The organism is Micromonospora arida, assembly GCF_003857035.1.
GTDB classification, from domain to species: domain Bacteria; phylum Actinomycetota; class Actinomycetes; order Mycobacteriales; family Micromonosporaceae; genus Micromonospora; species Micromonospora arida.
The window spans coordinates 1-24142 of the sequence record NZ_QGSY01000209.1; the positions used below are offsets into that span (position 1 = coordinate 1).

General features: G+C 73.1%; 23 protein-coding genes and 1 pseudogene. 13 read left to right on the top strand and 11 right to left on the bottom strand.

Going from position 1 to position 24142, the window contains the following annotated elements:
- The 3 genes from DLJ58_RS19870 to DLJ58_RS19880 form a co-directional block, all read right to left on the bottom strand.
- Nucleotides 1-759, bottom strand: a 759-nt coding sequence (locus DLJ58_RS19870) for a polyprenol monophosphomannose synthase (protein WP_148097999.1), incomplete at its 3' end; no start/stop codon positions are given.
- A 149-nt stretch (nt 760-908) separates the two neighbouring features.
- Entirely contained in the window at nt 909-1910 is a 1002-nt protein-coding gene (locus DLJ58_RS19875; RefSeq protein ID WP_124858526.1) for an SDR family oxidoreductase, read from the bottom strand.
- Complete coding sequence (locus DLJ58_RS19880; RefSeq protein ID WP_124858527.1) at nt 1907-2353, bottom strand: SRPBCC family protein; 447 nt, start codon at nt 2351-2353, stop codon at nt 1907-1909. Before DLJ58_RS19880 ends, DLJ58_RS19875 begins: the two co-directional genes overlap by 4 nt.
- Before the next feature lie 155 nt (nt 2354-2508).
- Here DLJ58_RS19880 and DLJ58_RS19885 point away from each other — a divergent pair, with 155 nt between their 5' ends.
- The 8 genes and pseudogenes from DLJ58_RS19885 to DLJ58_RS19920 all read left to right on the top strand — a co-directional run bounded on the left by DLJ58_RS19885 (nt 2509) and on the right by DLJ58_RS19920 (nt 11187).
- Nucleotides 2509-4185, top strand: coding sequence for an HAD-IIIA family hydrolase (locus tag DLJ58_RS19885; protein ID WP_124858528.1), 1677 nt, complete (start codon nt 2509-2511; stop codon nt 4183-4185).
- Nucleotides 4182-5156, top strand: a complete 975-nt coding sequence (locus DLJ58_RS19890) for a glycosyltransferase (RefSeq protein ID WP_124858529.1) — start codon at nt 4182-4184, stop codon at nt 5154-5156. The genes DLJ58_RS19885 and DLJ58_RS19890 overlap by 4 nt, the downstream gene beginning before the upstream one ends.
- Nucleotides 5141-6358: a glycosyltransferase gene (locus DLJ58_RS19895; protein WP_124858530.1), complete on the top strand. Its 1218-nt coding sequence runs from the start codon at nt 5141-5143 to the stop codon at nt 6356-6358. The genes DLJ58_RS19890 and DLJ58_RS19895 overlap by 16 nt, the downstream gene beginning before the upstream one ends.
- Nucleotides 6358-7071: a D-sedoheptulose-7-phosphate isomerase gene (locus tag DLJ58_RS19900; RefSeq protein ID WP_425271330.1), complete on the top strand. Its 714-nt coding sequence runs from the start codon at nt 6358-6360 to the stop codon at nt 7069-7071. Before DLJ58_RS19895 ends, DLJ58_RS19900 begins: the two co-directional genes overlap by 1 nt.
- A 40-nt stretch (nt 7072-7111) precedes the next feature.
- Nucleotides 7112-8542: pseudogene (locus DLJ58_RS19905) on the top strand (PfkB family carbohydrate kinase); the annotation flags it as partial.
- 26 nt (nt 8543-8568) lie between these two features.
- Nucleotides 8569-9270 (top strand): SDR family oxidoreductase, encoded by a 702-nt coding sequence (locus tag DLJ58_RS19910; RefSeq protein ID WP_124858532.1) that lies wholly within the window; start codon nt 8569-8571, stop codon nt 9268-9270.
- On the top strand, nt 9267-10220 hold the full coding sequence (locus DLJ58_RS19915; protein WP_124858533.1) for a glycosyltransferase family 9 protein: 954 nt from the start codon (nt 9267-9269) through the stop codon (nt 10218-10220). The genes DLJ58_RS19910 and DLJ58_RS19915 overlap by 4 nt, the downstream gene beginning before the upstream one ends.
- On the top strand, nt 10204-11187 hold the full coding sequence (locus tag DLJ58_RS19920; RefSeq protein ID WP_124858534.1) for a DNA topoisomerase IB: 984 nt from the start codon (nt 10204-10206) through the stop codon (nt 11185-11187). The genes DLJ58_RS19915 and DLJ58_RS19920 overlap by 17 nt, the downstream gene beginning before the upstream one ends.
- A gap of 155 nt (nt 11188-11342) precedes the next feature.
- Here DLJ58_RS19920 and DLJ58_RS19925 read toward each other — a convergent pair whose 3' ends face one another.
- Both DLJ58_RS19925 and DLJ58_RS19930 read right to left on the bottom strand, forming a co-directional pair.
- Nucleotides 11343-12377 (bottom strand): AraC-like ligand-binding domain-containing protein, encoded by a 1035-nt coding sequence (locus DLJ58_RS19925; RefSeq protein ID WP_124858535.1) that lies wholly within the window; start codon nt 12375-12377, stop codon nt 11343-11345.
- Between the two features lie 9 nt (nt 12378-12386).
- The gene (locus tag DLJ58_RS19930; protein WP_124858536.1) at nt 12387-13148 is read right to left on the bottom strand and encodes a TetR/AcrR family transcriptional regulator; all 762 of its coding nucleotides are present in this window, start codon (nt 13146-13148) and stop codon (nt 12387-12389) included.
- Between the two features lie 82 nt (nt 13149-13230).
- Here DLJ58_RS19930 and DLJ58_RS19935 point away from each other — a divergent pair, with 82 nt between their 5' ends.
- Entirely contained in the window at nt 13231-14820 is a 1590-nt protein-coding gene (locus tag DLJ58_RS19935) for an MFS transporter (RefSeq protein WP_124858537.1), read from the top strand.
- Here DLJ58_RS19935 and DLJ58_RS19940 read toward each other — a convergent pair.
- From DLJ58_RS19940 to DLJ58_RS34920, 4 genes are all read right to left on the bottom strand, one after another.
- Entirely contained in the window at nt 14810-15313 is a 504-nt protein-coding gene (locus DLJ58_RS19940; protein WP_091401689.1) for a hypothetical protein, read from the bottom strand. The two genes, DLJ58_RS19935 and DLJ58_RS19940, sit on opposite strands and share 11 nt — an antisense overlap.
- Nucleotides 15314-15401: 88 nt before the next feature.
- Nucleotides 15402-17033 carry a RecQ family ATP-dependent DNA helicase gene (locus DLJ58_RS19945; protein WP_124858538.1) on the bottom strand — a complete coding sequence of 544 codons (1632 nt, stop codon included), beginning with the start codon at nt 17031-17033 and terminating at the stop codon, nt 15402-15404.
- Between the two features lie 103 nt (nt 17034-17136).
- Complete coding sequence (locus DLJ58_RS19950) at nt 17137-18087, bottom strand: TIGR03557 family F420-dependent LLM class oxidoreductase (RefSeq protein ID WP_124858539.1); 951 nt, start codon at nt 18085-18087, stop codon at nt 17137-17139.
- Nucleotides 18088-18187: 100 nt separating this feature from the next.
- The gene (locus DLJ58_RS34920) at nt 18188-18313 is read right to left on the bottom strand and encodes a hypothetical protein (RefSeq protein ID WP_255750123.1); all 126 of its coding nucleotides are present in this window, start codon (nt 18311-18313) and stop codon (nt 18188-18190) included.
- Nucleotides 18314-18530: 217 nt separating this feature from the next.
- Here DLJ58_RS34920 and DLJ58_RS19955 point away from each other — a divergent pair, with 217 nt between their 5' ends.
- A complete protein-coding gene (locus DLJ58_RS19955) occupies nt 18531-20021 on the top strand; it encodes a glycoside hydrolase family 3 protein (RefSeq protein WP_124858540.1) in 1491 nt (496 codons plus the stop codon).
- Nucleotides 20022-20030: 9 nt separating this feature from the next.
- Here DLJ58_RS19955 and DLJ58_RS19960 read toward each other — a convergent pair whose 3' ends face one another.
- Both DLJ58_RS19960 and DLJ58_RS19965 read right to left on the bottom strand, forming a co-directional pair.
- On the bottom strand, nt 20031-20318 hold the full coding sequence (locus DLJ58_RS19960) for a GNAT family N-acetyltransferase (protein ID WP_124858541.1): 288 nt from the start codon (nt 20316-20318) through the stop codon (nt 20031-20033).
- A complete protein-coding gene (locus tag DLJ58_RS19965; protein WP_124858542.1) occupies nt 20315-21541 on the bottom strand; it encodes a cysteine desulfurase-like protein in 1227 nt (408 codons plus the stop codon). The genes DLJ58_RS19960 and DLJ58_RS19965 overlap by 4 nt, the downstream gene beginning before the upstream one ends.
- Nucleotides 21542-21637: 96 nt before the next feature.
- On the opposite strand from DLJ58_RS19965, the gene DLJ58_RS19970 reads away from it, so the two are divergent.
- The 3 genes from DLJ58_RS19970 to DLJ58_RS19980 all read left to right on the top strand — a co-directional run.
- Entirely contained in the window at nt 21638-22003 is a 366-nt protein-coding gene (locus tag DLJ58_RS19970; RefSeq protein WP_372432984.1) for a hypothetical protein, read from the top strand.
- 59 nt (nt 22004-22062) lie between these two features.
- Nucleotides 22063-22884: a DUF1206 domain-containing protein gene (locus DLJ58_RS19975; RefSeq protein WP_124858543.1), complete on the top strand. Its 822-nt coding sequence runs from the start codon at nt 22063-22065 to the stop codon at nt 22882-22884.
- 83 nt (nt 22885-22967) lie between these two features.
- Nucleotides 22968-24142, top strand: a 1175-nt coding sequence (locus DLJ58_RS19980) for a mechanosensitive ion channel family protein (RefSeq protein WP_124858544.1), incomplete at its 3' end; no start/stop codon positions are given.

The following is a 24142-nucleotide window of genomic DNA, read 5'->3' on the forward strand; positions in this document are numbered from 1 at the left end:
GATGTTGCGGTGCTTGCTGCGGAGGCGGAAGGGCATGAGCGCGCTCTCCACCTTGGTCGCGGTGGTCATCTTGGAGACGCCGTCGCGCCGCTCCTCGAAGCGGATCGGCACCTCCAGGATGGTGTGCCCCAGCTTGGTGGCGAGGTAGTGCATCTCCACCTGGAAGCTGTAGCCGTTGGACTGCACCCGCTCCAGGTCGATGTCGCGCAAGGCTTCGGCCTGCCAGATCTTGAAGCCGGCGGTGAGGTCCCGGATGCGTACCCGCAGCAGGGTGTGCACGTAGAGGTTGGCCCAGCCACTGAGCGCCCGGCGGTAGAGCGGCCAGTTCTCGTCCAGCTCGCCGCCGGGCACGTACCGGGAACCGATCACCACGCTGGCCTGGGTGGAGAGCAGCGCGCCGAGCATTCCCGGCAGCGCCTCGGGCGGGTGCGAGAGGTCGGCGTCCATCTGCGCCACGTACTCGGCGCCGCCCTCGATCGCCCGGGTCATCCCGTCCACGTACGCCCGGCCGAGGCCCTCCTTGCCGGCGCGGTGCACGACCTCGATCCGGTCGGGGTGCTCGATGGCCAGCTTGTCCGCCACCTCCCCGGTGCCGTCGGGGGAGTTGTCGTCGGCGACGAGGATGCGCAGCCCCGGCAGCGGCAGCGCGAGCAGCCGCTCGACCAGCGCCGGGAGGTTGCCCGCCTCGTTGTACGTGGGCACGACGACGGTCAGGCGTGCGTCCCGCCACGGCGTCGGCAACTGCACCGGCTTGATCATGTCGGTCATCCTCGGTTTGCGGACAAGGGTCATGGAAAGGGTATCTAGTTCCCGCATTCGGTCCGAGGGAGGCACCCCTTCCGGGCGATGCGAACCCTCGGCGCCCACCCCGCGCGGGCGTCAAAGCCCTGGTCAGAGGCTTGCGCCGGTCAGTGACGACGGCGAGCGACAGCGCTGAGGGCGAGCGCCGCGACGGCGAGTGCGACACCGGAGAGCGCCGGTTTGTGCGTGCCGACCCAGAGCGCCGCGGAACGGTCACGCGCCTGTTCGCGGAACACACCCGCCGTGCCCCGGTCCGTGTCCGCATCACCGGGGTTGTCCAGATTGTCCCGCCAGGTCGCCGGATCGATCTTCTCACCGGTCTGCTGGCTGTCGTAGCCGTCGCGGGCAAGCTTGCGGTCCAGCAGGCCGGGGAACAGGGCGTCGCCCACCCGTGCCTGCCAGGTCGGGCCACCCACGTTCAGCTCCCTGGTGCCGCGGTCGGCGGCCCAGACGATGGCCCGGGCGGCCAGTTCCGGAGTGAAGATCGGTGGCACCGGCTGCGGATGCCGGGGCAGCCGGGTGCGGACCCAGGAGAACTGCGGCGTGTTGACCGCGGGCAGCTGGACCATGGACAACTTCACCCCCGGGCAGTCGTGCAGCAGCTCGGCGCGCAGCGAGTCGTTGAACCCCTGGACGGCGTGCTTGCTCGCGCAGTACGCCGACTGCAGCGGGATCCCCCGGTAGGCCAACGCCGAGCCCACCTGCACGATCGTGCCCCGCCCGTGCGCCCGCATGTGCCGCAGCGCGGCGAGGGTGCCGTGCACAGTGCCCAGGTAGGTGACCTCGGTGACCCGACGGAACTCGCGCGCCGGAATCTCCCAGGCCGGCGCGAACACCGACGCCATCGCGTTGTTGATCCACACGTCGATGCCGCCCCAGCGGTGCACCACGTCGTCGGCGGCCTGCTGCACCGCGCCCGCGTCGGCCACGTCGACCCGGTACACCCGCACGTCGGTCGCGCCGCGCAGTCGGCACTCCCGCTCGGCGGCGATCAGACCCGCCTCGCCCCGAGCCAGCAGCGCCAGCCGGGCGCCGCGCTCCGCGTACGCGTGGGCGACGGCGCGGCCGACGCCGGCACTCGCGCCGGTCACCACCACGGTCCGGGTCACGAGGACCCCTTCTGTCGGGTGGCGATGTCGGAGAGGCGGGCCAACGTCTCCCGGTTACGCCGGTGCAGCACCAGATCGTTGACCTTGTTGTGGACCCAGCGGAGCGGGCCGGCCGCGAAGTCCTCCCCGATGCGGACCCGGGTGGCGCCCTCGCCGACCGGTTGCAGGGTGAAGGCCACTATCGCCTCACCCGCCGGCCAGAGCCCGGCCCTCAACACGAGCCGGTGCGGCGGTTCGCAGACCAGCACCGTCGACGCGTCCTGCAACGAGAACGGCCACGGCCCGGCCCGGTGGTGCAGTTGGCTGCCCACCCGAGGCCAGGCGTCGTCCACGTCCCGCACGTGTGCGGTGCCCACCACCCAGTCGCTGTACGTCCATCCGTCCGCCAGCACGTCGAACACCTGCTGCGGGGAAGCGTCGATCACTTTCTCCACAATCGCCACCGGGATCCCATACCCGGAGCACGGCACGGGCTAACGGCTGACCGGTTAGCTTCTCTTCGACGGCGGGTAAGGCCGACCCGGGGCGTCGCTGGCGGCGCTGCCCCACCGCCTCCGCGACGACGTTTACTCCTCGGGGCGCAGGGAACCCGCCGCCTGTGCGACAGGACCAGGAGGATCCGTATCAGTGCAGGTCAGCCCAGGTGTACGCCGCTGCTGACCGCGCCGGTTCCGGGTCTGTCGCAAGCCCCCGACCGGTGCTCTACGACGCGGTGCTGCTGGACCGCGACGGCACCCTGATCGAGGACGTGCCCTACAACGGCGACCCGGAGAAGGTGCGGCCGGTGCCGGGCGCGCGGGCGGCGCTGGACCGGCTGCGCGCGGCCGGGTTGCGGCTGGCGGTCGTCACGAACCAGTCGGGCCTGGCCCGGGGCTACTTCACCGGCGAGCAGATGCGGGCGGTGCACGCCCGCGTCGAGGAACTGTTGGGCAGGTTCGACGCGTGGCTGGTCTGCCCGCACGACGACGCCGACGGCTGTGACTGCCGCAAGCCGGCGCCGGGCCTGGTGTACGCCGCCGCCCGCGAGCTGGGCACGACGCCGTCCCGCTGCGTACTCGTGGGCGACATCGGCCGGGACGTCGGCGCCGCCATGGCCGCCGGGGCCGCGGGGGTGCTGGTGCCCACCCCGGTGACCCGGCCGGAGGAGGTCGCCGCCGCCGGGTGGGTGGCCACCGATCTGCCGGCGGCGGTCGCGGAGATCCTGCGCCGTCAACAGGCCGTGCAGCCCTCGACCCCGCCCACCGAACCGGTACGGACGGCGCTCGTGGTCCGCTCGGACTCGGCGGGTGACGTGCTGGTCACCGGCCCGGCGATCCGTGCCGTCGCGGCCGGAGCGGAGCGGGTGGTGCTGCTGTGTGGGCCGCGCGGTCGGGCCGCCGCCAACCTGTTGCCCGGCGTCGACGAGATCATCGAGCATCCGCTGCCGTGGATCGACCCCGCGCCGGGGCCGGTCGACCCGGAGGCCATGCGGAGCCTGTCCGCGCGGCTGGGAGCGGTCGGCGCGGACCAGGCGGTGGTGTTCACCTCGTTCCACCAGTCCGCCCTGCCGCTGGCGCTGCTGTTGCGGATGGCGGGGATCGACCGGATCGCGGCGATCAGCGACGACTATCCGGGCTCCCTGCTGGACGTCCGGCACCGGGTGCCGGTGGGCGTCCCCGAACCCGAACGTGCCCTTTCCCTGGCCGCCGCCGCCGGCCACCGGCTGCCCGACGGCGACGAACCGGTCCTGCGGTTGCGCCGAGACGCCGTGCCGCCGCGCCCGGCCGACGTCGGCGATCCGGGGTACGTGGTGCTGCACCCCGGGTCGGCCGCGTCGAGCCGGGCCTGCCCGCCCGAGGTGGCTACCCGGATCGTCGGGGCGCTGGCCGACGCCGGGCACCGGGTGCTGGTGACTGGCGGCCCGGACGAGCGCGCGGTCACCGCCCGGGTCGCCGCGGCCGGCGGCACCGACCTGGGCGGCCGCACCGACCTGGCCGGGCTGGCCGCGATCGTCGCGGACGCCAGCGCGGTCGTGGTCGGCAACACCGGGCCCGCGCACCTCGCCGCCGCCGCCGGTGTGCCGGTGGTGAGTCTCTTCGCGCCGACCGTCCCGTTCGGCCAGTGGGGGCCCTACCGGGTGCCGATCGTCCGCCTCGGCGACGCCGCCGCTCCCTGCCGGGACACCCGGGCGGCCAGTTGCCCGGTGCGCGGGCATCCCTGCCTCAGTGGCGTCGACCCGGGCGACGTGCTCGACGCGCTCCGGACCCTCGCCGTCAGCGGTGGTGGCGGCCGATGAACATCCTGCTCTGGCACGTGCACGGCTCCTGGACCACGTCGTTCGTGCACGGCAGCCATCGCTACCTGATTCCCACCACACCCGACCGCGGCCCGTACGGCCTCGGCCGGGCCCGCACCTACCCGTGGCCGGACAGCGCGGTCGAGGTCAGCCCGGAGGAGCTGCCGAGCGCGGACGTCGACCTGGTCATCCTGCAACGTCCCGAGGAGATCGACCGGGCCGAGCAGTGGCTTCGTCGCCGCCCGGGCCGCGACCTTCCCGCGATCTACGTCGAGCACAACACCCCCAAGGGCGACGTGCCGAACACCCGCCACCCGATGGCCGACCGTGACGACCTGCTCGTCGCCCACGTCACCGGGTTCAACCAGATCTTCTGGGACACCGGCGCCACCCGCACCACAGTGGTCGACCACGGCATCGTCGCCCCCTCCGCGTCCTACACCGGCGAGCTGGACCGGCTCGCCGTGGTGATCAACGAGCCGGTACGGCGAGGTCGGGTCACCGGCACCGACCTGCTGCCCCAGTTCGCCGAGATCGCGCCGCTGGACGTGTTCGGCATGGGCGTCGCCGGCCTGGCCGACCACCTCGGGCTGCCCGCCGACCGGCTGACCAGTCACGACGACGTGCCCCAGGAGCGGATGCACACCGAACTGGCCCGGCGGCGGGCATACCTGCACCTGTGCCGGTGGACCTCCCTCGGGCTCAGCCTCATCGAGGCGATGGCGATCGGCATGCCGGTCGTCGCGCTCGCCACCACCGAGGCGGTGATGGCGGTGCCCCCGGAGGCGGGGGCGCTCGCCACCCGGACCGACACCCTGCTCGACGCCGCCCGCCGGTTCATCGCCGAACCGGCTACCGCGCGGCAGGCCGGAGCGGCGGCGCGAACCGCCGCGCGCGACAGGTACGGCCTCGACCGTTTCCTCGCTGACTGGGACCGGCTGCTGGAGGAGGAAGTATGCGGATCGCGATGATCTCGGAGCACGCCAGCCCGCTCGCCGTCCTCGGAGGGGAGGACGCCGGCGGCCAGAACACGCACGTCGCGGAGCTGTCCGCCGCGCTCGCCGCCGCCGGGCACGAGGTGCGGGTCTACACCCGCCGCGACGCGCCCGACCTGCCGGTGACCGTCCGCAGCCCGGACGGGTACGACGTGGTGCACGTGCCGGCCGGCCCGGCTGAGCCGGTGGCCAAGGACGCGCTGCTGCCGCACATGCGGGAGTTCAGCAACTGGCTGATCGAGCGGTGGCGCGGCGGCGACTGGGTGCCCGAGGTGATCCACGCGCACTTCTGGATGAGCGGACTGGCCGGGCTGACCGCCGGCCGGCAGACCGGGGTGCCGGTGGTGCAGACGTACCACGCGTTGGGCACTGTGAAGCGCCGCTACCAGGGTGTGCAGGACACCAGCCCGGCCCGCCGGATCTCCTACGAGCGGGAGCTGGGCCGCTCGGTGGACCGGATCGTCGCGCAGTGCCGCGACGAGGTGGGCGAACTGGTCCGGATGGGTGTGCCCCGGTCCCGGATGACAGTGGTGCCCTCCGGGGTCAACCTCGCCACCTTCGCCCCGCTCGGACCGGCCGCCGACCGGGAACCGGGACGGGCCCGCATCCTCACCGTGGGTCGGCTGGTCGAGCGCAAGGGCTTCCAGACCGTGATCCGCGCGATGGAGCTGGTCCCGGACGCCGAGTGCGTGGTCGTCGGCGGCCCACCCGAGGGGCTGTTGGAGACCGACCCGTACGCCCGCCGGCTGCGGGCACTCGCGGAGTCGTGCGGGGTGGCCGACCGGGTGCACCTGGCCGGCGCGGTGCCCCGGGAGGAGATGGGCCGCTGGTACCGCTCGGCGGACCTGCTGGTCGCGGCGCCCTGGTACGAGCCGTTCGGGTTGACCCCGCTGGAGGCGATGGCCTGCGGGGTGCCGGTCGTCGGCACGGCCGTCGGCGGCATCCGGGACACCGTGGTCGACGGGACGACCGGTGACCTCGTGCCGGCCCGGGACCCGCACGCGCTGGCCGCCGCGATCCAGGGGTTGCTCGACGACCGGATCAGGCGTTTCGCGTACGCGACGGCGGCGCGTGAGCGGGCCCGGGAACGGTACTCGTGGGCGGCCACCGCCGAGCGGCTGGTCGAGGTCTACAGCGAGGTGGCCGCCGTGCGCCGGCCGACCCGGGTGGTGGCCTGATGCCGACGGGCAGCCTGCTCGACACCCATCTGACGAATCTCGCGGCGGCGCTGGTGCCGTACCGACGGTGTGAGCGACAGCTGGCGCGCTGGGGCGCGGACCTGGCCCACCGGCTGGCCGCCGGGGGTCGCCTGCTGGTGGCCGGCAACGGCGGCAGCGCCGCCGAAGCCCAGCACCTCACCGCCGAGCTGGTCGGCAAGCTGCACGACGACCGCCAGCCGCTGTCCGCGATCGCGCTGCACGCCGAGACGAGCGCGCTCACCGCCATCGCCAACGACTACGGCTACACCGACGTGTACGCCCGCCAGGTGCGTGCCCACGGCCGCCCGGGCGACGTCCTGCTGTTGCTGAGCACCAGCGGGACCAGCCCCAACCTGGTCGCCGCCGCGCAGGCGGCCCGCGACGTCGGGGTGACCACCTGGGCGCTCACCGGCGCCGCTCCCAATCCGCTCGCCGACGCCTGCGACGACGTGCTGGCCGTCGCGTCCCCGGACACCCAGGTCGTCCAGGAGCTGCACCTGGTGACCAGTCATCTGCTTTGCGAGTACCTCGAACAGGAGTTGCCTGCCGCGCTGGCGGCAGCCGCCGATCCGGCGGTCGTTCAATCCGTGCCCGGGGAGCCCGCACCGGCCGGTCGGCTGCCTGCCGCGCCGGTACGCACCGGGGTCGAGGTGGTGCTCGACGGCGGGCCCGGACAGCAGGTCGACGCGTGAGCCGGACAGCAGGTCGACGCGCGAGGATGAGGAGGCAAGCGTGAGGGGACCGGTGGTGGTGCTCGGGGACACCCTGCTCGACCGGGATGTGGAAGGTGTGGTGAACCGGCTCTGCCCGGATTCCCCGGTGCCGGTGCTCGACGAGACCGCGGCCACCGACCGACCGGGGGGTGCCGGGCTGGCGGCGGTGTTCGCCGCCGCGCAGGGCGCCGAGGTGGTGCTGGTGACCGCGCTCGCCGACGACGCCGGCGGGGCCCGGCTGAGCGCTCTGCTCGCCGCCGCCGGCGTGCAGGTGTACCCACTGGCCCTCTCCGGCGCGACGCCCGAGAAGATCCGGCTGCGGGCCCGGGGGCGGGTGCTGCTGCGCCACGACCGGGGCGGCACGTCCGGGGAGCCGGGTCAACCCTCCGACGAGGTGCTCCGGGTGATCGCCGCGGCGTCGGCGGTGCTGGTCAGCGACTACGGCCGGGGGGTGGCCCGGCAGCCCGCGCTGCGCGACGCGTTGGCCGCCACCCGCGCGCCGGTGGTGTGGGACCCGCATCCGCGCGGCCCGGCGGCCGTGCCCGGCGTACACCTGGCCACCCCGAACGAGTCCGAGGTGCGCGAGCTGGTCCCCGCGCTGCCCGGGGCCTCCCGACTGGCCACCGCGTCCCGTGGCGCCCAGGGGCTACGGCGGCGCTGGCGGGCCGGCGCGGTCGCGGTGACGCTGGGCGGTGACGGCGCGCTGCTCTGCCACGCCGGGTCGACGCCGCTGGTGGTGCCGACGCCGGGTAGCGCCGAGGGGGACACCTGCGGTGCCGGCGACCGGTTCGCGGCGGCGGCCAGCCTCGCACTGGCCCAGGGCGCGCTGGTCTCCGAGGCGGTGCAGGTGGCGGTCGCCGAGGCGTCCGCGTACGTGGCCGGTGGGGGAGTGGCCTCGGCGCTGCCTCCGTCGGCTCCTGCGGTGCGGGCCAGGAGTGCGTCGGGGCCGCGAGCCCTTCAGCCGGCACCACGAGGTGGTGCGGTGGCCGACCGGGTGGGAGTCGCCGCTGTCGCCGCCCTCCTGGGTGAGGTACGCGCCGCGGGTGGCACGGTGGTGGCGACCGGCGGTTGCTTCGACCTGCTGCACGCCGGGCACGTGGCCACCCTGGAGGCGGCCCGGCAACTCGGCGACTGCCTGATCGTCTGCCTGAACTCCGACGCCAGCGTGGCCGGGTTGAAGGGGCCGGATCGGCCGGTGCAGTCCGAAGCTGACCGCAGCCGACTGCTGGCCGCCCTGAGCTGCGTCGACGCGGTCCTCATCTTCGACGAGCCGACCCCGGAGACGGCGCTGTCCTGGGTACGCCCCGACGTGTGGGTCAAGGGCGGCGACTACGCCACCGGCGGTGGGGACGCGAGCGTCACCCTCCCGGAGGCGGAGGTCCTGCGCCGCTGGGGTGGGAACACCGTGGTGGTGCCCTATCTGGACGGTCGTTCCACCACCGACCTGATCGTCCGCACGCTCGCGGAGCGGACCCGATGACCGCCACGCGGCCCGGTGCCGGGCCCACCGTCCTGGTCACCGGCGGCGCCAGCGGCCTCGGCGCCGCGGTGGTCGCCGCGGTGGCCGCCTCCGGTGGCCGACCGCTCGTGCTGGACCGGCAACCGCCGGCCGACGGGGTGTCCTGGACCGAGTGCGACCTGGCCGACACGCGAGCCGCCGAGGTGGCCACCCGGCACCTCGCCGAGCAGGCTGGTGGCCTGGACGCGGTGGTGACCGCCGCCGGCACGGACGTGCCGGGCCGACTCGCCGACCTGCCGGGGGAGACCTGGGACCGGATCGTCGCCGTCGACCTGCTGGCCACCGCGGCGGTGATCCGGGCCGCGCTGCCGTTCCTGCTGACGTCCCGGGGCCGCATCGTCACCGTCGCCTCCACCCTGGGCGTCAAGGCGGTCAGCGACGCCACCGCGTACTGCGCGGCGAAGTTCGGCGTGGTGGGGTTCACCCGCGCCCTCGCCGCCGAGCTGGCCGGTCAGGTCGGCGTCACCCTGCTCATTCCGGGTGGGATGCGCACCGCGTTCTTCGACGAACGTGACCCGCAGTACAAGCCGGGGCCGGACGCGAACCTCAACGAGCCCGCCGACACCGCCGCCGCGATCATGTTCGCGCTCAACCAGCCGCCCGGTTGCGCGATGCGCGAGATGGTGGTCTGCGCCGAGCAGGAGACCTCGTACCCGTGATCCTCGTGCTGCGCGCCCTCGGCGTCGGCGATCTGGTGACCGCGGTGCCCGCGCTGCGGGCGCTGCGGGCCGCGTACCCGTCGCGGGAGCTGGCGCTCGCCGCGCCCGGCTGGCTGGCCCCGCTGGTCGATCTGGTCGGTGGCGTCGACCGGCTGGTGGACACCGCCGGGCTGGAGGGCCCTCTCCGGGTGGGGTCGGCCCCACGGGTCGCGGTCAACCTGCACGGGCGCGGCCCGCAGTCGCACCGGCTGCTCGCTGCCACCCGGCCCGGTCGGCTGCTCGCCTTCGCCAGCCCGGACGCCGGCTGCGTCGACGGCCCGCGCTGGGCCGTCGACGAGCACGAGGTGGACCGGTGGTGCCGGCTGCTGTCCTGGTACGGCATCCCGGCCGACCGCGCCGACCTCAGCCTGCGTCGGCTCGGGGCGGCGGGGCTGCCCAGCGGTGTCACGGTGCTGCACCCGGGCAGCAAGATCCCGGCCAAGCGGTGGCCCGCCGAGCGGTTCGCCGCGCTGGCGCGGGCACTGACCGACCAGGGGCACCGGGTGCTGCTCACCGGCTCGGCCGACGAACGGGCGTTGGCGGCCCGGGTGGCCGAGGCGGCGGGCCTGAGCCCGGACGCCGTGCTGGCCGGCCGGACCGACCTCGGCGCGCTCGCCGCGCTGGTGGCCGACGCCCGGCTGGTGGTCAGCGGGGACACCGGGGTCGCCCACCTGGCCACCGGGTACGGCACCCCGTCGGTCGTCCTCTTCGGGCCGGTGCCACCGGCGCGCTGGGGGCCTCCACCGGATCGGCCACGGCACCGCGTGCTCTGGGCCGGCGAGGCGGATTGGCCCAGGTGGGACGGGGTAGGAAGCCACCCGACGATGGCGGCTCTGCGCCTTGACGAGGTGCTGGCCGCCGTGGCCGAGGTGGAGAGGGTGGTGCGGGTCTCCGGTGCGGTTGCGGCGTAGCGACCCGGGTCGACCGGGGTACGGACGGCGTCGGCGCGGACGGGGCTGGCTCTTCGTCGACCCGTCCGGGGCTCCGGTGCGTGATCCGGATGTCCTGACCCGGCTGCGGGAGCTGGTCATCCCGCCGGCCTGGCAGGACGTGTGGATCGCGCCGCATCCGAACGGGCACATCCAGGCGATCGGGATCGATGCGGCCGGGCGCAAGCAGTACGTCTACCACCCGCGGTGGCGCGAGAAGCAGGACGAGGCGAAGTTCGACCACATGCTCGAGGTGGCCCGGCGGCTGCCGGCGCTGCGCGAGCGGGTGGGACGGGACCTGGACGGTCGTGGCCTGGGCCGGGACCGGGTGCTGGCCACTGTGGCCCGACTGCTGGACATGGGGATGTTCCGGGTCGGCAGCGACCAGTACGCGGCCGGCGACGACCCGACGTACGGTGTGTCCACCCTGCGCCCCGAGCATGCCCGGTCCCGGGGCGGCTGCGTGGTGTTCGTGTTTCCCGCGAAGGGGGGCATCGAGCAGGTACGCCGGATCGAGGACCCGGAGCTGTGCCAGGTGCTGGTCAATCTGCGCCGTCGTCGGCGACGGGCGGACCGGTTGTTCGGCTACTGGGACGGCCGGGAGTGGCGCGACGTGCGCAGCGACGAGGTCAACGGCTACCTGCGCGACGCCAGCGGTGGGGAGATGACCGCGAAGGACTTCCGCACCTGGCACGCCACGGTGCTGGCGGCCACCGAGCTGGCCACCGCCGGCCCGGCCCGTTCGGTGACCGCGCGGCGTAAGGCGGTGGTCGCGGTGATGCGCGAGGTGGCGGAGCTGCTGGGTAACACTCCGACGGTGGCCCGTGCGTCGTACGTGGACCCTCGGGTGGTCGACCTCTACCACGACGGGGTGGTGGCGTCGGTGGATCCGGAGGCGCCTCGCGAGGAGGCGGAGCGGGTCGTCCTGGAGCTGCTGGAGAAGTCCTGACCGGCCCCGTCGGCGATTCTGGGGGGAAGCGCGACGGGACCGGAGCCTCGGGCGTGAGTGGGGTGCCACCGGGCGGCCGCCCGCCGCTCGCGCGGCGGGCGCCTCGCCACGGCCCCCGTTGGCGGCCCACCAGGCGATGGTCGGCCGCGTTGGTGTCAGTCTGCCGGCAGCGAGTTGACCGTAGACGCCCGGCGGTTGACGATCCGCGCCAAATCCGAGCCGCTGTCGCGGTGTTCCTGCGGGGTGGTGCCGTAGGCGGCCTTGAAAGCCCGGCTGAAGTGGGCCTTGTGGGGAAATCCCCAGCGCGCCGCGACGGTCTGCACGGGCTGGTTGCGCAGCGCCGGGTCGGTCAGGTCGCGCCGGCACCGGGCCAGCCGCAGGTCCCGGATGTACGACGCCACAGTGGTGTCCTCGCCCTCGAACAACCGGTGCAGGGACCGCACCGAGATGTGGTGGGCGTCGGCGACGACCTGTGGGTCGAGTGTCGCGTCGCCGAGGTGACGGTGGATGTACGACTGCACCTGGGTGAGCAGCGCCCGGCGGCGGACCTCGGTGGGCACGGCATCCTCGGCGACGAGGTGCCGGCCGAGCATGGTGGTGGCCAGGTCGAGCCCGACCGTGCCAAGCCGGCTGGCGTCGGCGGCGTGGTACTGCTCGGGGTGCCCGGTCACCTGGAGCAGGAACTGCGCCAGCAGCGCCCCGATCCCCTCGCTGCCGGACATCCGGCCGCCGTAGAGGGCGGCCATCCGCTGCGGCGGTAGGGGCAGGGCGGCGTGCGGGATCAGCGTGATGATCGAGGTGGCCTGGGCCCGCTCGGGCTCGGTCGCGTGGTGGCAGACGTCGTGCGGCCGGGACCCGTCGTAGAAGGTGAACTCGCCGGCGAGGATCTCGCTGCGGCGACCGTCCTGGCTGGATGTGCCGATGCCGCCGGTGGTGAGGGCGAGGATGTAAAACTCCGGGTCGGACTGACGGACCAGCTTCCGGGTCCGGGTGGCGTCCAGGGACGGGTATTCGTACTGCACCAGCTGGATCGGCCCGAGCGCGATGAAGTCGGCGCGAGCGGCGAAGTCGTCGCTGTGCTCGGACCGGATGCGCAGTGGCGCCGAGGTGCGCGCCACCAGGTCCAGCCACATGCCGAACCGTTCGCCCGGTGGCAGGACTGTCGTGTCGATGGTGTCTCTCGGCAGCATGGGACTCCCTCAGCCCGCTCGACGCCGGATCAGCGCCTCGACGCCGTCGAGGATCCGGTCCAGGCCGAAGACGAACTCGTCGTCTGGGTCGTCGTCCTGATAGAGCACACCGGCGTTCAGCACCCGGTGCAGCGCGGGGAAGCGGGCCGGGTCGATGAGCCGGGCCACCAGCCGACCGTAGGCCGGCATCATCTCGCTGGGCTCGACGCCGGCGGCCCGGCTGCCCTCGGCGATCTGCGAGGTGAGGGTGGCCTCGTTGCGGACGTACCCGGTGATCAGCAGGAGCACCGACATCTTCTCGCCCTCGCCGAGCGTGGTGCCGTCGAGGCAGCGCAGCCCGTCCTCCATCCAGCCGAGCTGCTGCGGGGTGATCGGTGGGCCGCTGATCGGCACGTGCAGCAGCCAGGAGCGCTGCCGCAGCACCTCGTGCTCGGCCCAGGCCCACCGGGTGAGGCCGGCGCGCCAGTCGTCCTCCGGCGCGGGTGGGCCGGGGGATGGGCCGTACCCGGTGTCCACCATGAGCATCAGCAGCTCGTCCTTCGAGCCGACGTACCGGTAGAGGGCCATGGTCGCGGCGCCCAACTCCTTGGCCACCCGGCTCATCGAGACGGCCGCCAGGCCGTCGGCGTCGGCCACGCGTACGGCGGCGTCCACGATGGCGGGCACGCTCATTCCCGGCCGGGGGCCCTTGGGTGGCCGCTCTCGCAGCCCCCACGCGCTCTCGATGGCCGCCGGGAGTACGGGCCCGCTGTCGTCTGTCTTCGCCGCCACATTTCCTCCTTGCCCCGTCATCCTAGTTCTGCGTATGGTCTACGCATAACAGCGTACGCCCTACGCAGAAGGAGAGCTGACCATGACGATCACCACCACACCGGCACCGCGAGCGGGTCGGCGGGAGTGGATCGGGCTCACGGTGCTGATGCTGCCGCTGCTCCTGGTCTCGATGGACGTGTCGGTGCTCTACTTCGCCGTCCCGTTCATCAGCGCTGAGTTGCGTCCCACCGCCACTGAGCAACTCTGGATCTTCGACATCTACGGCTTCGTGCTGGCCGGGCTGCTCATCACCATGGGCGCTCTGGGTGACCGGATCGGCCGACGCCGACTCCTGTTGATCGGCGCCACCGCGTTCGGCGCGGCGTCGCTGCTGGCCGCGTACGCCGACAGCACCGCGACCCTGATCGCCGCGCGTGCCGTGCTCGGCGTCGGTGGGGCCACCCTGATGCCCTCGACGCTCGCCCTGGTGCGCAACATGTTCCACGACGCCAAGCAGCGCGGGACCGCCATCGGCATCTGGACCGCCACCCTCACCGGTGGCATCGCGATCGGCCCGGTGCTCAGCGGCATCCTGCTGGAGCACTTCTGGTGGGGCTCGATCTTCCTGATCAACATCCCGGCGATGCTGATGCTGCTCCTGCTCACGCCGCTCCTGGTGCCCGAGTTCCGCAACCCGGCGACCGGCCGGTTCGACCTGATCAGCGCGGCACTGTCGCTCGGCGCGCTGCTGCCGGTGATCTACGGCATCAAGGAGATGGCCCGCGACGGCCTCAGCCCGGTGCGGGTCCTCGCCATCGTCGGCGGTCTGCTGGTGGGGGCGCTCTTCCTGCACCGGCAGCGGACCCGGGCGTACCCGATGGTCGACCTCACGCTGTTCCGCCGTCGCGGCTTCGCAGGGTCGCTCGCAGTCAACCTGTTGGCGATGTTCGCCATCGTCGGCTTCGCCATCTTCACCACCCAGCACCTTCAACTGGTGCTCGGCCTGAGCCCGCTGCGGGCGGCGCTGTGGAGCCTCGTGCCGTCCCTCGCCGTGGGCGGAGTCGCGCCGGCCGCAGCCGCCCTGGCCCAGCGCGTCGAACGGGCGTACCTGATCGGTGCGGGGTTCGGCATCGCCGTGGTCGGCTTCGTGGTGTTGACCCGGGTCACCCCGGAGACGCCACTGTGGCTGCTGCTCGTCGGCGCCAGTGTCTACGCGGGCGGCCTGGTGATGGTGATGTCCCTCGTCACCGACCTGGTCCTCGGCGCGGCGCCGCCCGAGCAGGCCGGTGTCGCGTCGGCGCTGACCGAGTCCAGCAGCGAGCTGGGCGGCGCGCTGGGAATGGCGATCCTGGGCAGCGTGGGTGCGGCGGTCTATCGCCGCGAGATCGTCGACGGCCTGCCGGCCGGGCTGCCCGCCGACACCACCGCCGCGGCCCAGGAGACCCTGGGCGGTGCGCTCGCGGTCGCCCGAGGGCTGCCGGCGGAGCTGGCCGACGCGGTGCGGCACGCCGCCGGGGTGGCGTTCACCGACGGACTGCACCTGGCCGCGTACGCCGCCATGGCGGTGATGCTGCTCGGCGCGGTCACCGCGCTGGTCGCGCTGCGCGGCGTCCGACCGGCCGACTCCACGGCGCTGGCCGTCGAGCCGACCGGTCCGGCCGACACGTCGCTGTCGTCGGTCAGTCGATGAGGACGTGCGCGAGACGGTCGCGGAAACGCCGCTCGGAGTCGCTGACCGACTCGCCGCCGATGCCCAGCAGCCCACCGCTGGACGCGGCCCCCACCACCTGCTCGGCGATCTTCACGAGCCAGTGCTTGTACGCGCCGGCCTCACCCTCGTCGACCCGCGCCGCCAGCAAGGCGCCGGCCTCGCCGGCCCGCAGCAGCACGTCGTCGATGTACGCGCCGGGGTCGGAGGGTGCGATGACCGGCAACTCCTCGCCGGTGTCCGGGTCACCGACCCGGGTGACGATTTCGCCGGCCACGGCGGCGACCAGCGGGCTGGCCGACTCCCGGCCGGCGGCGATGGTCTCCAGCCCGGCCGCGTTCTCCGCCATGGTCCGGCGGGTGCCGTCGGACTCGGCGGCGCTCGCCGCGGTCAGCACCGACTGCGGCAGGCCGACCAGCAACCCCCACTCCCCGTCGGAGAAACCGAAACCGGTGTACGCCGGCTGCTCGATCACGGCAATGCCCCTTCCGCCCTGCTCTGCTTGGTCAATCGGTGCTCTGCTTGTTCGATCCACCGGGCCCGAAAGCGGCACCCGGGTCAGGCTAGTCCAGGGTCAGCAGGCCCTGTTCGGACACCACGCGCACCGACAACGTCTTGTACCCGACCTCCTCGAAGAGGACCGTCATCTTGTCCTCCTCGTAGGAGAGCACCATGCCGGGCCCCCACTCCGGGTGCCGCACCTGGCTGTGCACCGGGAACGGCCCGACCGCACCCTGGTCGGCCACGCTGGTCCCGTTGTGGCAGTTGTCGCAGTGGCCGCAGACCTGCGTCATCTGCTCGCCGAAGTAGGCCAGCAGGGTCTGCCCCCGGCAGGCGGTGGTCTCGGCGAAGGCCCGCATCATGTCGGTGCGGGACCGGGTCACGGTCTGCTGGCGCTCCGCCTCGGCCAGCGCCGCCGCGGCGGCGTCGGTCGGGGTGGGCGAGTAACGGGGCGCGCCGATGCGCTGCCGGGCGCGTGGCTCGGCCGCACCGACCTGCTCCAACAGGGAGAGGTACTGGCCCAGCTTGCGCGGCCCGAGGCCGGTGGTCTCACGCAGTTCGGTCTTGGTGGCCGGCTTCTTGCGCAGCAGCGCGGCCAGGTCGCGCAGCTCGTCGACGTCGGGCAGGCCGCCGCTGAAGAACCGTTGCAGGCCCACATCCTCGGCCTGCCAGAGCAGCAGAACCCGGGCCGGTTGTCCGTCGCGGCCGGCCCGACCGATCTCCTGGAAGTAGCTGTCCGGCGAGTCGGGCAGCGCCATGTGCACCACCCAGGCGATGTTGGGCTTGTCGATGCCCATGCCGAACGCCGAGGTCGCCACCATGATCGGCACCTGGTCGGCGAGGAACGCCTCGTGCAGTTCGTGGCGTGCTCCGGTCGCCATCCCACCGTGGTAGAACTGCGCCGGGTAGCCGGCATCGGTCAACCGGGTGGCCAACTCCTCGGCGGCTCGACGGGTGGGCACGTAGATGATCCCGGGCCGCTCGTCGTCGCTCAGCAGCGCGATCAGTCGCCGCCACCGGTAGTCCTCTGTGGCGCATTGCGCAACCTCGACGAACAGGTTCGGCCGGTCCAGCCCGGAGACCACCACCTCCGGGTCGCGCAGCCGCAGCCGGGCGATGATGTCGTCGCGTACCGGAGGGGAGGCGGTGGCGGTCAGCGCGACCACCGGCGGCCGGCCGATGCCGTCGATGAGGTGCCCGAGCGCCAGGTAGTCGGGGCGGAAGTCGTGCCCCCACGCCGAGATGCAGTGCGCCTCGTCGATCGCCACCAGGGCCGGCTTCAGCGCGGCGACCTCGGCCATCCGGTCCGGGTTGCTGAGCTGTTCCGGGGTGATGAAGAGGAACTCCGCCCGGCCCTCGCGGATCTCGGTGATCGCCTCGGCCTGCTGGGTGGGCGACTCGTTCGAGCTGATCCGCACCGCCCGCAGCTCCGGGCGTTGCCGCTCGTTGAGGGAGGCGATCTGGTCCTGCTGGAGGGCCAGCAGTGGCGAGATCACCACGGTGGGGCCGGGGATCAGGCTGGCCGGGATCTGGTAGATCGCCGACTTGCCGGCTCCGGTGGGCAACACCACCAGGGCGTCTCGCCGCTTCATCACGGCGCGCATGGCGGCCAGTTGGTTGGGCCGTAGCGCCTTCCAGCCAAAAAGGCTGCGGGCTGCGCGGCGCAACGTCATCGAATGCGTGGACAGTTTCATCGAGGGCCGGAGGTACCCGAGCCCATGACCGCCGAAACGCGTTCGGACGATCACGGGCAGGGCACCTGCCACGCCCTCGATGGCCGGCTCGCCGATCCGCGGCTCAGCGCAGCCGAGGCAGGACCTCGCGCTGGTAGAGGTCGAACAGACCCTGGTAGTGCGGGCCGGTATTGGCCACGTACACCTCGTCGAAGCCGGCCTCGGCGTACTTGTCGATCATCTCCAGGTGCGCGTCGACGCTGTTGCCGCAGACGAACGCGTCCCTGACCATCTCCGGCTTGACCAGCTCGGCGGCCTGCTCGAAGTGGCGCGGTGAGGGGAGCACCTGGGACAGCTCACCCGGCACCCCCGCGTTCGGCCAGCGCTCGTACGCGATGCGCATGCCCTCGTCCTCGCTGTCCGCGTACGCCGCCTTGAAGCCGGCCTGGCACGGCTTGTCCCCGCCGCCGTTCTCACGGAATCGCCGGACCATCTCGCCGTCGGGCATGGTGCTCACATTGCCGTCACCGATCCGCGCGGCCAGGTCGATGGACTTCGGCCCGAAGCCGGAGACGTAGATCGGCGGGGGAGCGTCGGGCAGCGTGTAGATCCGGGCCTGCTCCACGGTGTAGTGCTTGCCGTGGTGGCTGACGAAGCCGCCGGCCCACAGCGCGCGCAGCACCTCGACGGCCTCCTCCAGCATCTCCAGCCGGACGTCGGCCTGCGGCCAGGCGTCACCGAATATGTGCTCGTTGAGCGCCTCGCCGGTGCCGACGCCGAGCACGAACCGCCCGCCGTGCAGCACCGCGCTGGTCGCCGCCGCCTGCGCGATCACGGCCGGGTGGATTCGCACTGTCGGGCAGGTCACCGCCGTGGTCACCGGCAGCGAACAGACCTGGCTGAGCGCGCCGATCATCGACCAGACGAACGGGCTCTGGCCCTGTGCGTCCACCCACGGGTGGTAGTGGTCGGAGATCCACAGCGCCTCGAAGCCGGCCCGTTCGGCACCGCGCGCCTGCTCCAGCAACTCGGCTGGCGTGAACTCCTCACTGGACAGAAAGTATCCGATCTTCATGGCTTACCCCTTCGGCACGCGGACCTGCTGATGGGGAGAGCCGTACCCCGGGCGCGGTCGACCACACCCGGCCCGTCGGGCCCGGATCGGCACGGGTCGCTCAGCGTCGACCGAACATCGCCCGGATCGCGGCGAGGAGCAGCAGGGCGCCGACCACCAGGCCGAGCAGGCGTACGCCGGGGATGTCGGCCGGGCTCGTCGCGTCGGCCAGCAGGACGGGATCCATCCCCGCACTCTCCCCGGGGAGCGGGCCGCCAGGCAACTGTAAGGTTTATTGACTATTGAATCGCTCAGTGTGACCATGGCAGGACCGCCTGCCGGTGGCGGTGCGCCGAGGGCGCGCGAGAGATGGGGTACGGGGGCCGCATGAGCGAGCGCAACCAGCGGGTCGACGCGGACGCACCGCCGCCGGTGATCGACATCGATCACTGCGAGGGGGCGGCGTGACCACGACCAACGGACACCTCCCGGCGCTCGCCGCCGCTGTCCTGCAGCCCGGCTTCGTCGGCACCACCCCACCACCATGGGTGTGCCGCTGGCTCGGCGAGGGACTCGGCTCGGTGGTGCTCTTCGCCCGCAACGTCGTCGACACCGAGCAGGTGGCCGCGCTCACCGCGACGCTGCGCGCGGAACGGCCGGACGTCATCGTGGCGATCGACGAGGAGGCCGGCGACGTCACCCGGCTGGAGTCGGTGCGCGGCAGCTCCCGGCCCGGCAACTTCGCCCTCGGCGTGGTCGACGACCCGGAGCTGACCGAGGCCGTCGCCCGGGACCTCGGCGTCGAGCTGGCCGCAGCGGGGATCACCCTCAACTACGCCCCGGACGCCGACGTCAACTCCAATCCGGCGAACCCGGTGATCGGCGTCCGCTCCTTCGGTGCCGACCCGGTGCTGGTCGCGCGGCACACCGCCGCCTGGGTTCGCGGGCTCCAGGCCGGCGGCGTCGCGGCCTGCGCCAAACACTTCCCCGGGCACGGCGACACCCGGGTCGACTCACACCACGACCTGCCCCGGATCACCGCCGACCGGGACCGGCTGGACGCCTGCGAACTGGCCCCGTTCCGCGCCGCCGTGGTCGCCGGGGTGCAGGCGGTGATGACCGGTCACCTGCTGGTGCCCGCGCTCGATCCGCACCTGCCGGCGACGCTGAGTCAGCGCATCCTGGGCGGGTTGCTCCGCGACGAGCTGGGCTTCTCCGGCGTGGTGGTCACCGACGCGGTGGAGATGCGCGCAGTCGCTGACCGGTACGGCTTCGCCGGGGCGACGGTCCGCGCCCTCGCCGCCGGGGCCGACGCCATCTGCATCGGTGGCGAACGGGCCGACGAGCAGGCGGCCCGCGAGCTGCGCGACGCCATCGTGGCCGCCGTCGTCTCCGGTGAGCTGCCCGAGGAACGCCTCACCGAGGCCGCCAAGCGCGTCGGTCAACTCGCCGCCTGGACGGTGGCCGCCCGCAGCGCCGGCTCGGCCGGAGCGCGCGCCGCCACCGACGTCGGGCTGGTCGCCGCCCGTCGGGCCGTCCGGGTCACCGCCGCCCCGGGCACGACGGTCGCGCTGCCCCTGACCCGCGCGGCGCACGTCGTCGAGTTCGAGCCGCTGCGCAACATCGCCATCGGCGCCGAGACCCCGTGGGGCATCGGCGGGCCGCTGACCGAGCTGCTGCCCGGCACCAGCACGGTCCGCTACGCCGAACCCGACGTGCCGGCGGACCCGGGCGCCGGTGCGGGCAGCCGCCCCCTGGTCCTGGTCGTCCGCGACCAGCACCGGCACGACTGGATGCGCGCCGCCGTGCACCGCGCGTTGGCCGCCCGGCCGGACGCCGTCGTGGTCGAGTTGGGCGTGCCCGAGCTGGTCACCGGGGCGGTGCACCTGGCCACCCACGGTGCCACCCGGGCCAGTGGACAGGCTGCCGCCGAGGTGCTCACCGGGGCCCGCTGACGGCCCGCCCTACGGGAGGTCGGCGACCAGGTCGGCGTACTCGGGGTGCTTGTCGATGAACGCGGACATGAATGGGCACTGCGGCACCACTGTCGTGCCGCGTGCCCGGAGCTGGTCCAGGGTGCCGCGGATCAGCGTGCCGCCCACACCCTTGCCCTGAAAGCCCCGGTCCACCTCGGTGTGGGTGAAGACCAGGACCTCCCCGCGCGGCACGTACGCGGTGAAGCCGGCCAGCGCGTCGTCGACCAGGATCTCGAAGCGGTGCTTCGCCGGGTTGTCCTCGACCAGGGTGCTCATCCGGCCATTCTCCCCGCCCGCTCGGCCAGCGCGTCGAGTTCGCCGAGCAACCGGTCCACCTCGTCGGTCGTGTTGTAGTGGTCGATGCTGGCCCGCACCGCGCCACCGCTGTCACGCAGGCCCATGAGCTGGAAGTACTCGTAGGCGTAGTAGTCGCCGACGGAGAGGCAGAACCCGGCGGCGCCCAACGCCTCCTGGCTGGCCGCCGGGGACATCCCGGCGACCCGGAACGACACCGTCGGGCAGCGCCGCGCCGGCGAGCCGTAGACGGTGACCGCCGGCCGCTGCGCCAGCCCGGCGAGCAGCCGGTCCAGTAGCGCCTCCTCGTGCGCCTGGGCGACCGCCAGCCCGGCCCGCAGCCGGGCCCGCCGGTCCCCGACCGCGTCCGGGTCCAGCCCCGCCAGGTGATCCACCGCGGCGGCCACGCCGGCCAGCAGCGGAAAGCTCGGCGTGCCGTACTCGAACCGGTCCGGGACCGCGTCGGAGGAGGGCACCAGCTTCGCCGGGCGCAGCGTCGCCCACCGGGCCGGGTCCGCCACCATCGCCGCAAGGTGCGGGCCGGACCACTTGTACGCGCTGGTGACCAGCACGTCGGCACCGAGCGAGGCCAGGTCGGTCGGCCCGTGCGGAACCGAGTGCACCCCGTCGACGTAGACCAACGCGCCGACCGCGTGCGCCGTCTTGGCGATCGCCGGCACGTCCGGCATGGTGCCGATGGCGTTGCTGCCGGCGGTCACCGCGACCAACCGGGTCCGCTCACCCACCAGGTCCGCGTACTGGCCCGCGGGCAGCTCACCGGTGTGCCGGTCGACCTCGGCCCAGCGCACCGTCGCGCCGGCCGCCTCGGCGGCCTGCACCCACGGCCGCACGTTCGCGTCGTGGTCGAGCCGGGAGACCACCACCTCGTCACCCGGACGCCAGGCCGCGCCGAGCGTGCGCGCCAGGGTGTACGTCAGCGCGGTCGCACTCGGGCCGAGCACCACCCCGGCCGGGTCGGCGCCGAGCAGGTCGGCCACCGCCGAGCGGGCCTCGGCCACCAGCTCCAACGACCGGCGGCCCGGGACGAAGGCGGCGCTGCGGTTGCCGACCGCCGACCGCATGGCATCGGTGACCGCGTCGATCACACCGGCCGCGGTCTGGGTGCCGCCGGCACCGTCGAAGTGGACGAAGCCCTCGGTCAGGGCGGGGTACGCGGCCCGGGTGCGGGCGATGTCGAACGGCATGTCCCGGACCCTAGCCGGTGCTCCTCGTACCCTTCCCGGCCGCCGGGTGATCACCGTTCGGCGGCGACCTCGCAGATGTCTCGTACTCTTGGCGAGGTGACGAACCGACCCGCCACCATGCCCATTCCCCCCGTCCGCCGCGCCGCCGGTCTCTTCGCCGGTCTGGCGCTCGGCCTCGCCGTGCTCGCCGGGTGCAGCTCCCAGGGGGCCTCCACCGACTGCGGGCTGGACGCCTGCACGGTCACCTTCGAGCGGGGTGTCGACGCCAGCGCCACCATCCTTGGCGTCGAGGCCAAACTGGTCGGCGCCGAGGGTGACCAGGTGACCGTCGAGGTCGCCGGTGAGCAGCTCACCCTCACCACCGGCCAGCAGGCCGCCGAGGCCGGGGGCTTCGCGGTCACCCTGGACAGCGTGACCGACCAGCAGGTCAAGATTCGCGTATCGCGTAATCCGGGCAGCTGAGCCGGCCGGGCGGCGGTGGCCGACGTTTGGGAATCTTCCGAATCGGAGATTGTGGCGCCATGTCACTCACCCGTAGCGCAGAAGCCACCGCCTCCCGTACGGCGGACAGCCGGTGGCTGGAACTCCTCGCCCGGGCCGGCTTCATCGGCTACGGCATCGTCCACCTCCTCTTCGCCTGGTTGGCGTTGCAGATCGCGTTCGGCACGTCGTCCGACGACGGCGACCAGTCCGGCGCGCTGCGTACCCTCTCCGAACAGCCCCTCGGCAAGTTCCTGGTCATCGCCGTCGCGGTCGGCCTGCTCGCGATGGCGATCTGGCAGGCGCTGGAGGCGGCGGTCGGGCACCGCGCCGAGCGCGGCAAGGAGCGGGTCATGGAAAGGCTCGCCTCGGCCGGCCGGACCATCGTCTACCTCTACTTCGCCTGGACCGCCTTCAAGGTCTTCAAGGACGCCGGGTCGAACAGCGCCGACCAGCAGGAGGCGTTGACCGGCAAGCTGATGACCTCCAGCGGTGGCCGCTGGCTGGTCGGCCTGGCTGGGCTGGTCGTCGCCGCGATCGGCATCGGCCTGGTCATCTACGGCGCCCGGAAGAAGTTCGAGAAGCACCTCAAGACCGGCGAGATGAACCCGAAGACCCGCCAGCTCGCCCGCCGGCTGGGCATGGCCGGATACATCGCCAAGGGCGTCGCGTACGGCATCGCCGGCCTGCTGGTCATCCTGGCGGCGGTGAACTACGACCCGGAGAAGGCCCGCGGTCTGGACGCCGCGCTGCACACCCTGCGTGAGCAGTCCTACGGCACGTTCCTGCTGGCCCTGGTCGCCCTCGGCATCGCCGCCTTCGGCGTCTACTGCTTCCTCCAGTCCCGGTACCGCAAGGTCTGAACTGGTCGATTCCCGGGCTGTCGGGCACTCTTGGGCTTTTGCCCGAAGTGCCCGACACCTGGTCGAAGGGGAGCACCGAAGCCGTGCAGAACTATCTCGAAACGGCCGTCGCCGCGCTCATCGCGGCGGCGGTCGCCCTGTTCCTGGTCGAGGTCGTCCACCGGCTGACCCGACGGTTCGGCCGCCGGTCACTGCTGTTGACCGAGTTGACCGACCACGCGCACCGCCCCTTCCAGGTCGCCGCAACGGTCCTGGCCGTGCAGTTCGCCGTCCGCTTCACCACCGGGTACGCGGTCGGCGAGAGCTGGCGGCGGCTGCTGCTGCACCTGCTCATCCTCGGCGTCATCGCCACCCTGGCCTGGCTTGTCGCCTGCCTGCTGGTCGTCGTGGAAGACACCGCGCTGGCCCGGTTCCGGGTCGACGTCCCGGACAACCGGCACGCCCGGCGGGTCCGGACCCAGGTGGTGATGCTGCGCCGACTGACCATCGCGGTGATCGTCATTCTGACCGTCGGCGTGATGCTGATGACCTTCCCCAGCGTGCGGGGCATCGGCGCCGGTGTGCTGACCTCGGCCGGTGTGGTCGGTGTGGTGGCCGCGCTCGCCGCGCAGAGCCTGCTCGGCAACGTCTTCGCCGGCCTCCAACTCGCCTTCAGCGACGCCGTCCGGCTCGACGACGTCGTCGTCGTCGAGGGAGAGTGGGGTCGCATCGAGGAACTGACCCTCAGCTACGTCGTGGTGCAGATCTGGGACGACCGCCGGTTGATCCTGCCCACCTCGTACTTCACCAGCAAGCCGTTCCAGAACTGGACCCGGACGGAGGCGGCGGTGCTCGGCACCGCCGAATTCGACGTCGACTGGGCGGTGCCCGTGCAGACCATGCGCGAGGAACTGCGCCGCCTCGTCGAGGGCACCGAGCTGTGGGACGGTCGGGTCTGCGTCCTCCAGGTCACCGACGCCACCGGCGGGATGGTGAAACTGCGGGCGCTGGTCAGCGCCGCCGACGCGGGCAGTCTGTGGGACCTGCGCTGCCTCGTCCGGGAGCACCTGGTGGCCTGGATCCGGGACAACCGCCCGACCGCCATGCCCCGGATGCGCACCGAGTTGGGCGACGCCAACAGCAACCTGCCCTGGCAGTGGGTGCAGCCGAGGCGGCCGGCCCGCCGCCTGTCCGACACCGAGGCGCCCGACGACGCCCGTGTCTTCGGCGGCAGCGACGACGGCGACGCCCGCAGCGAAGCCTTCGTAGGCCCCGAAGA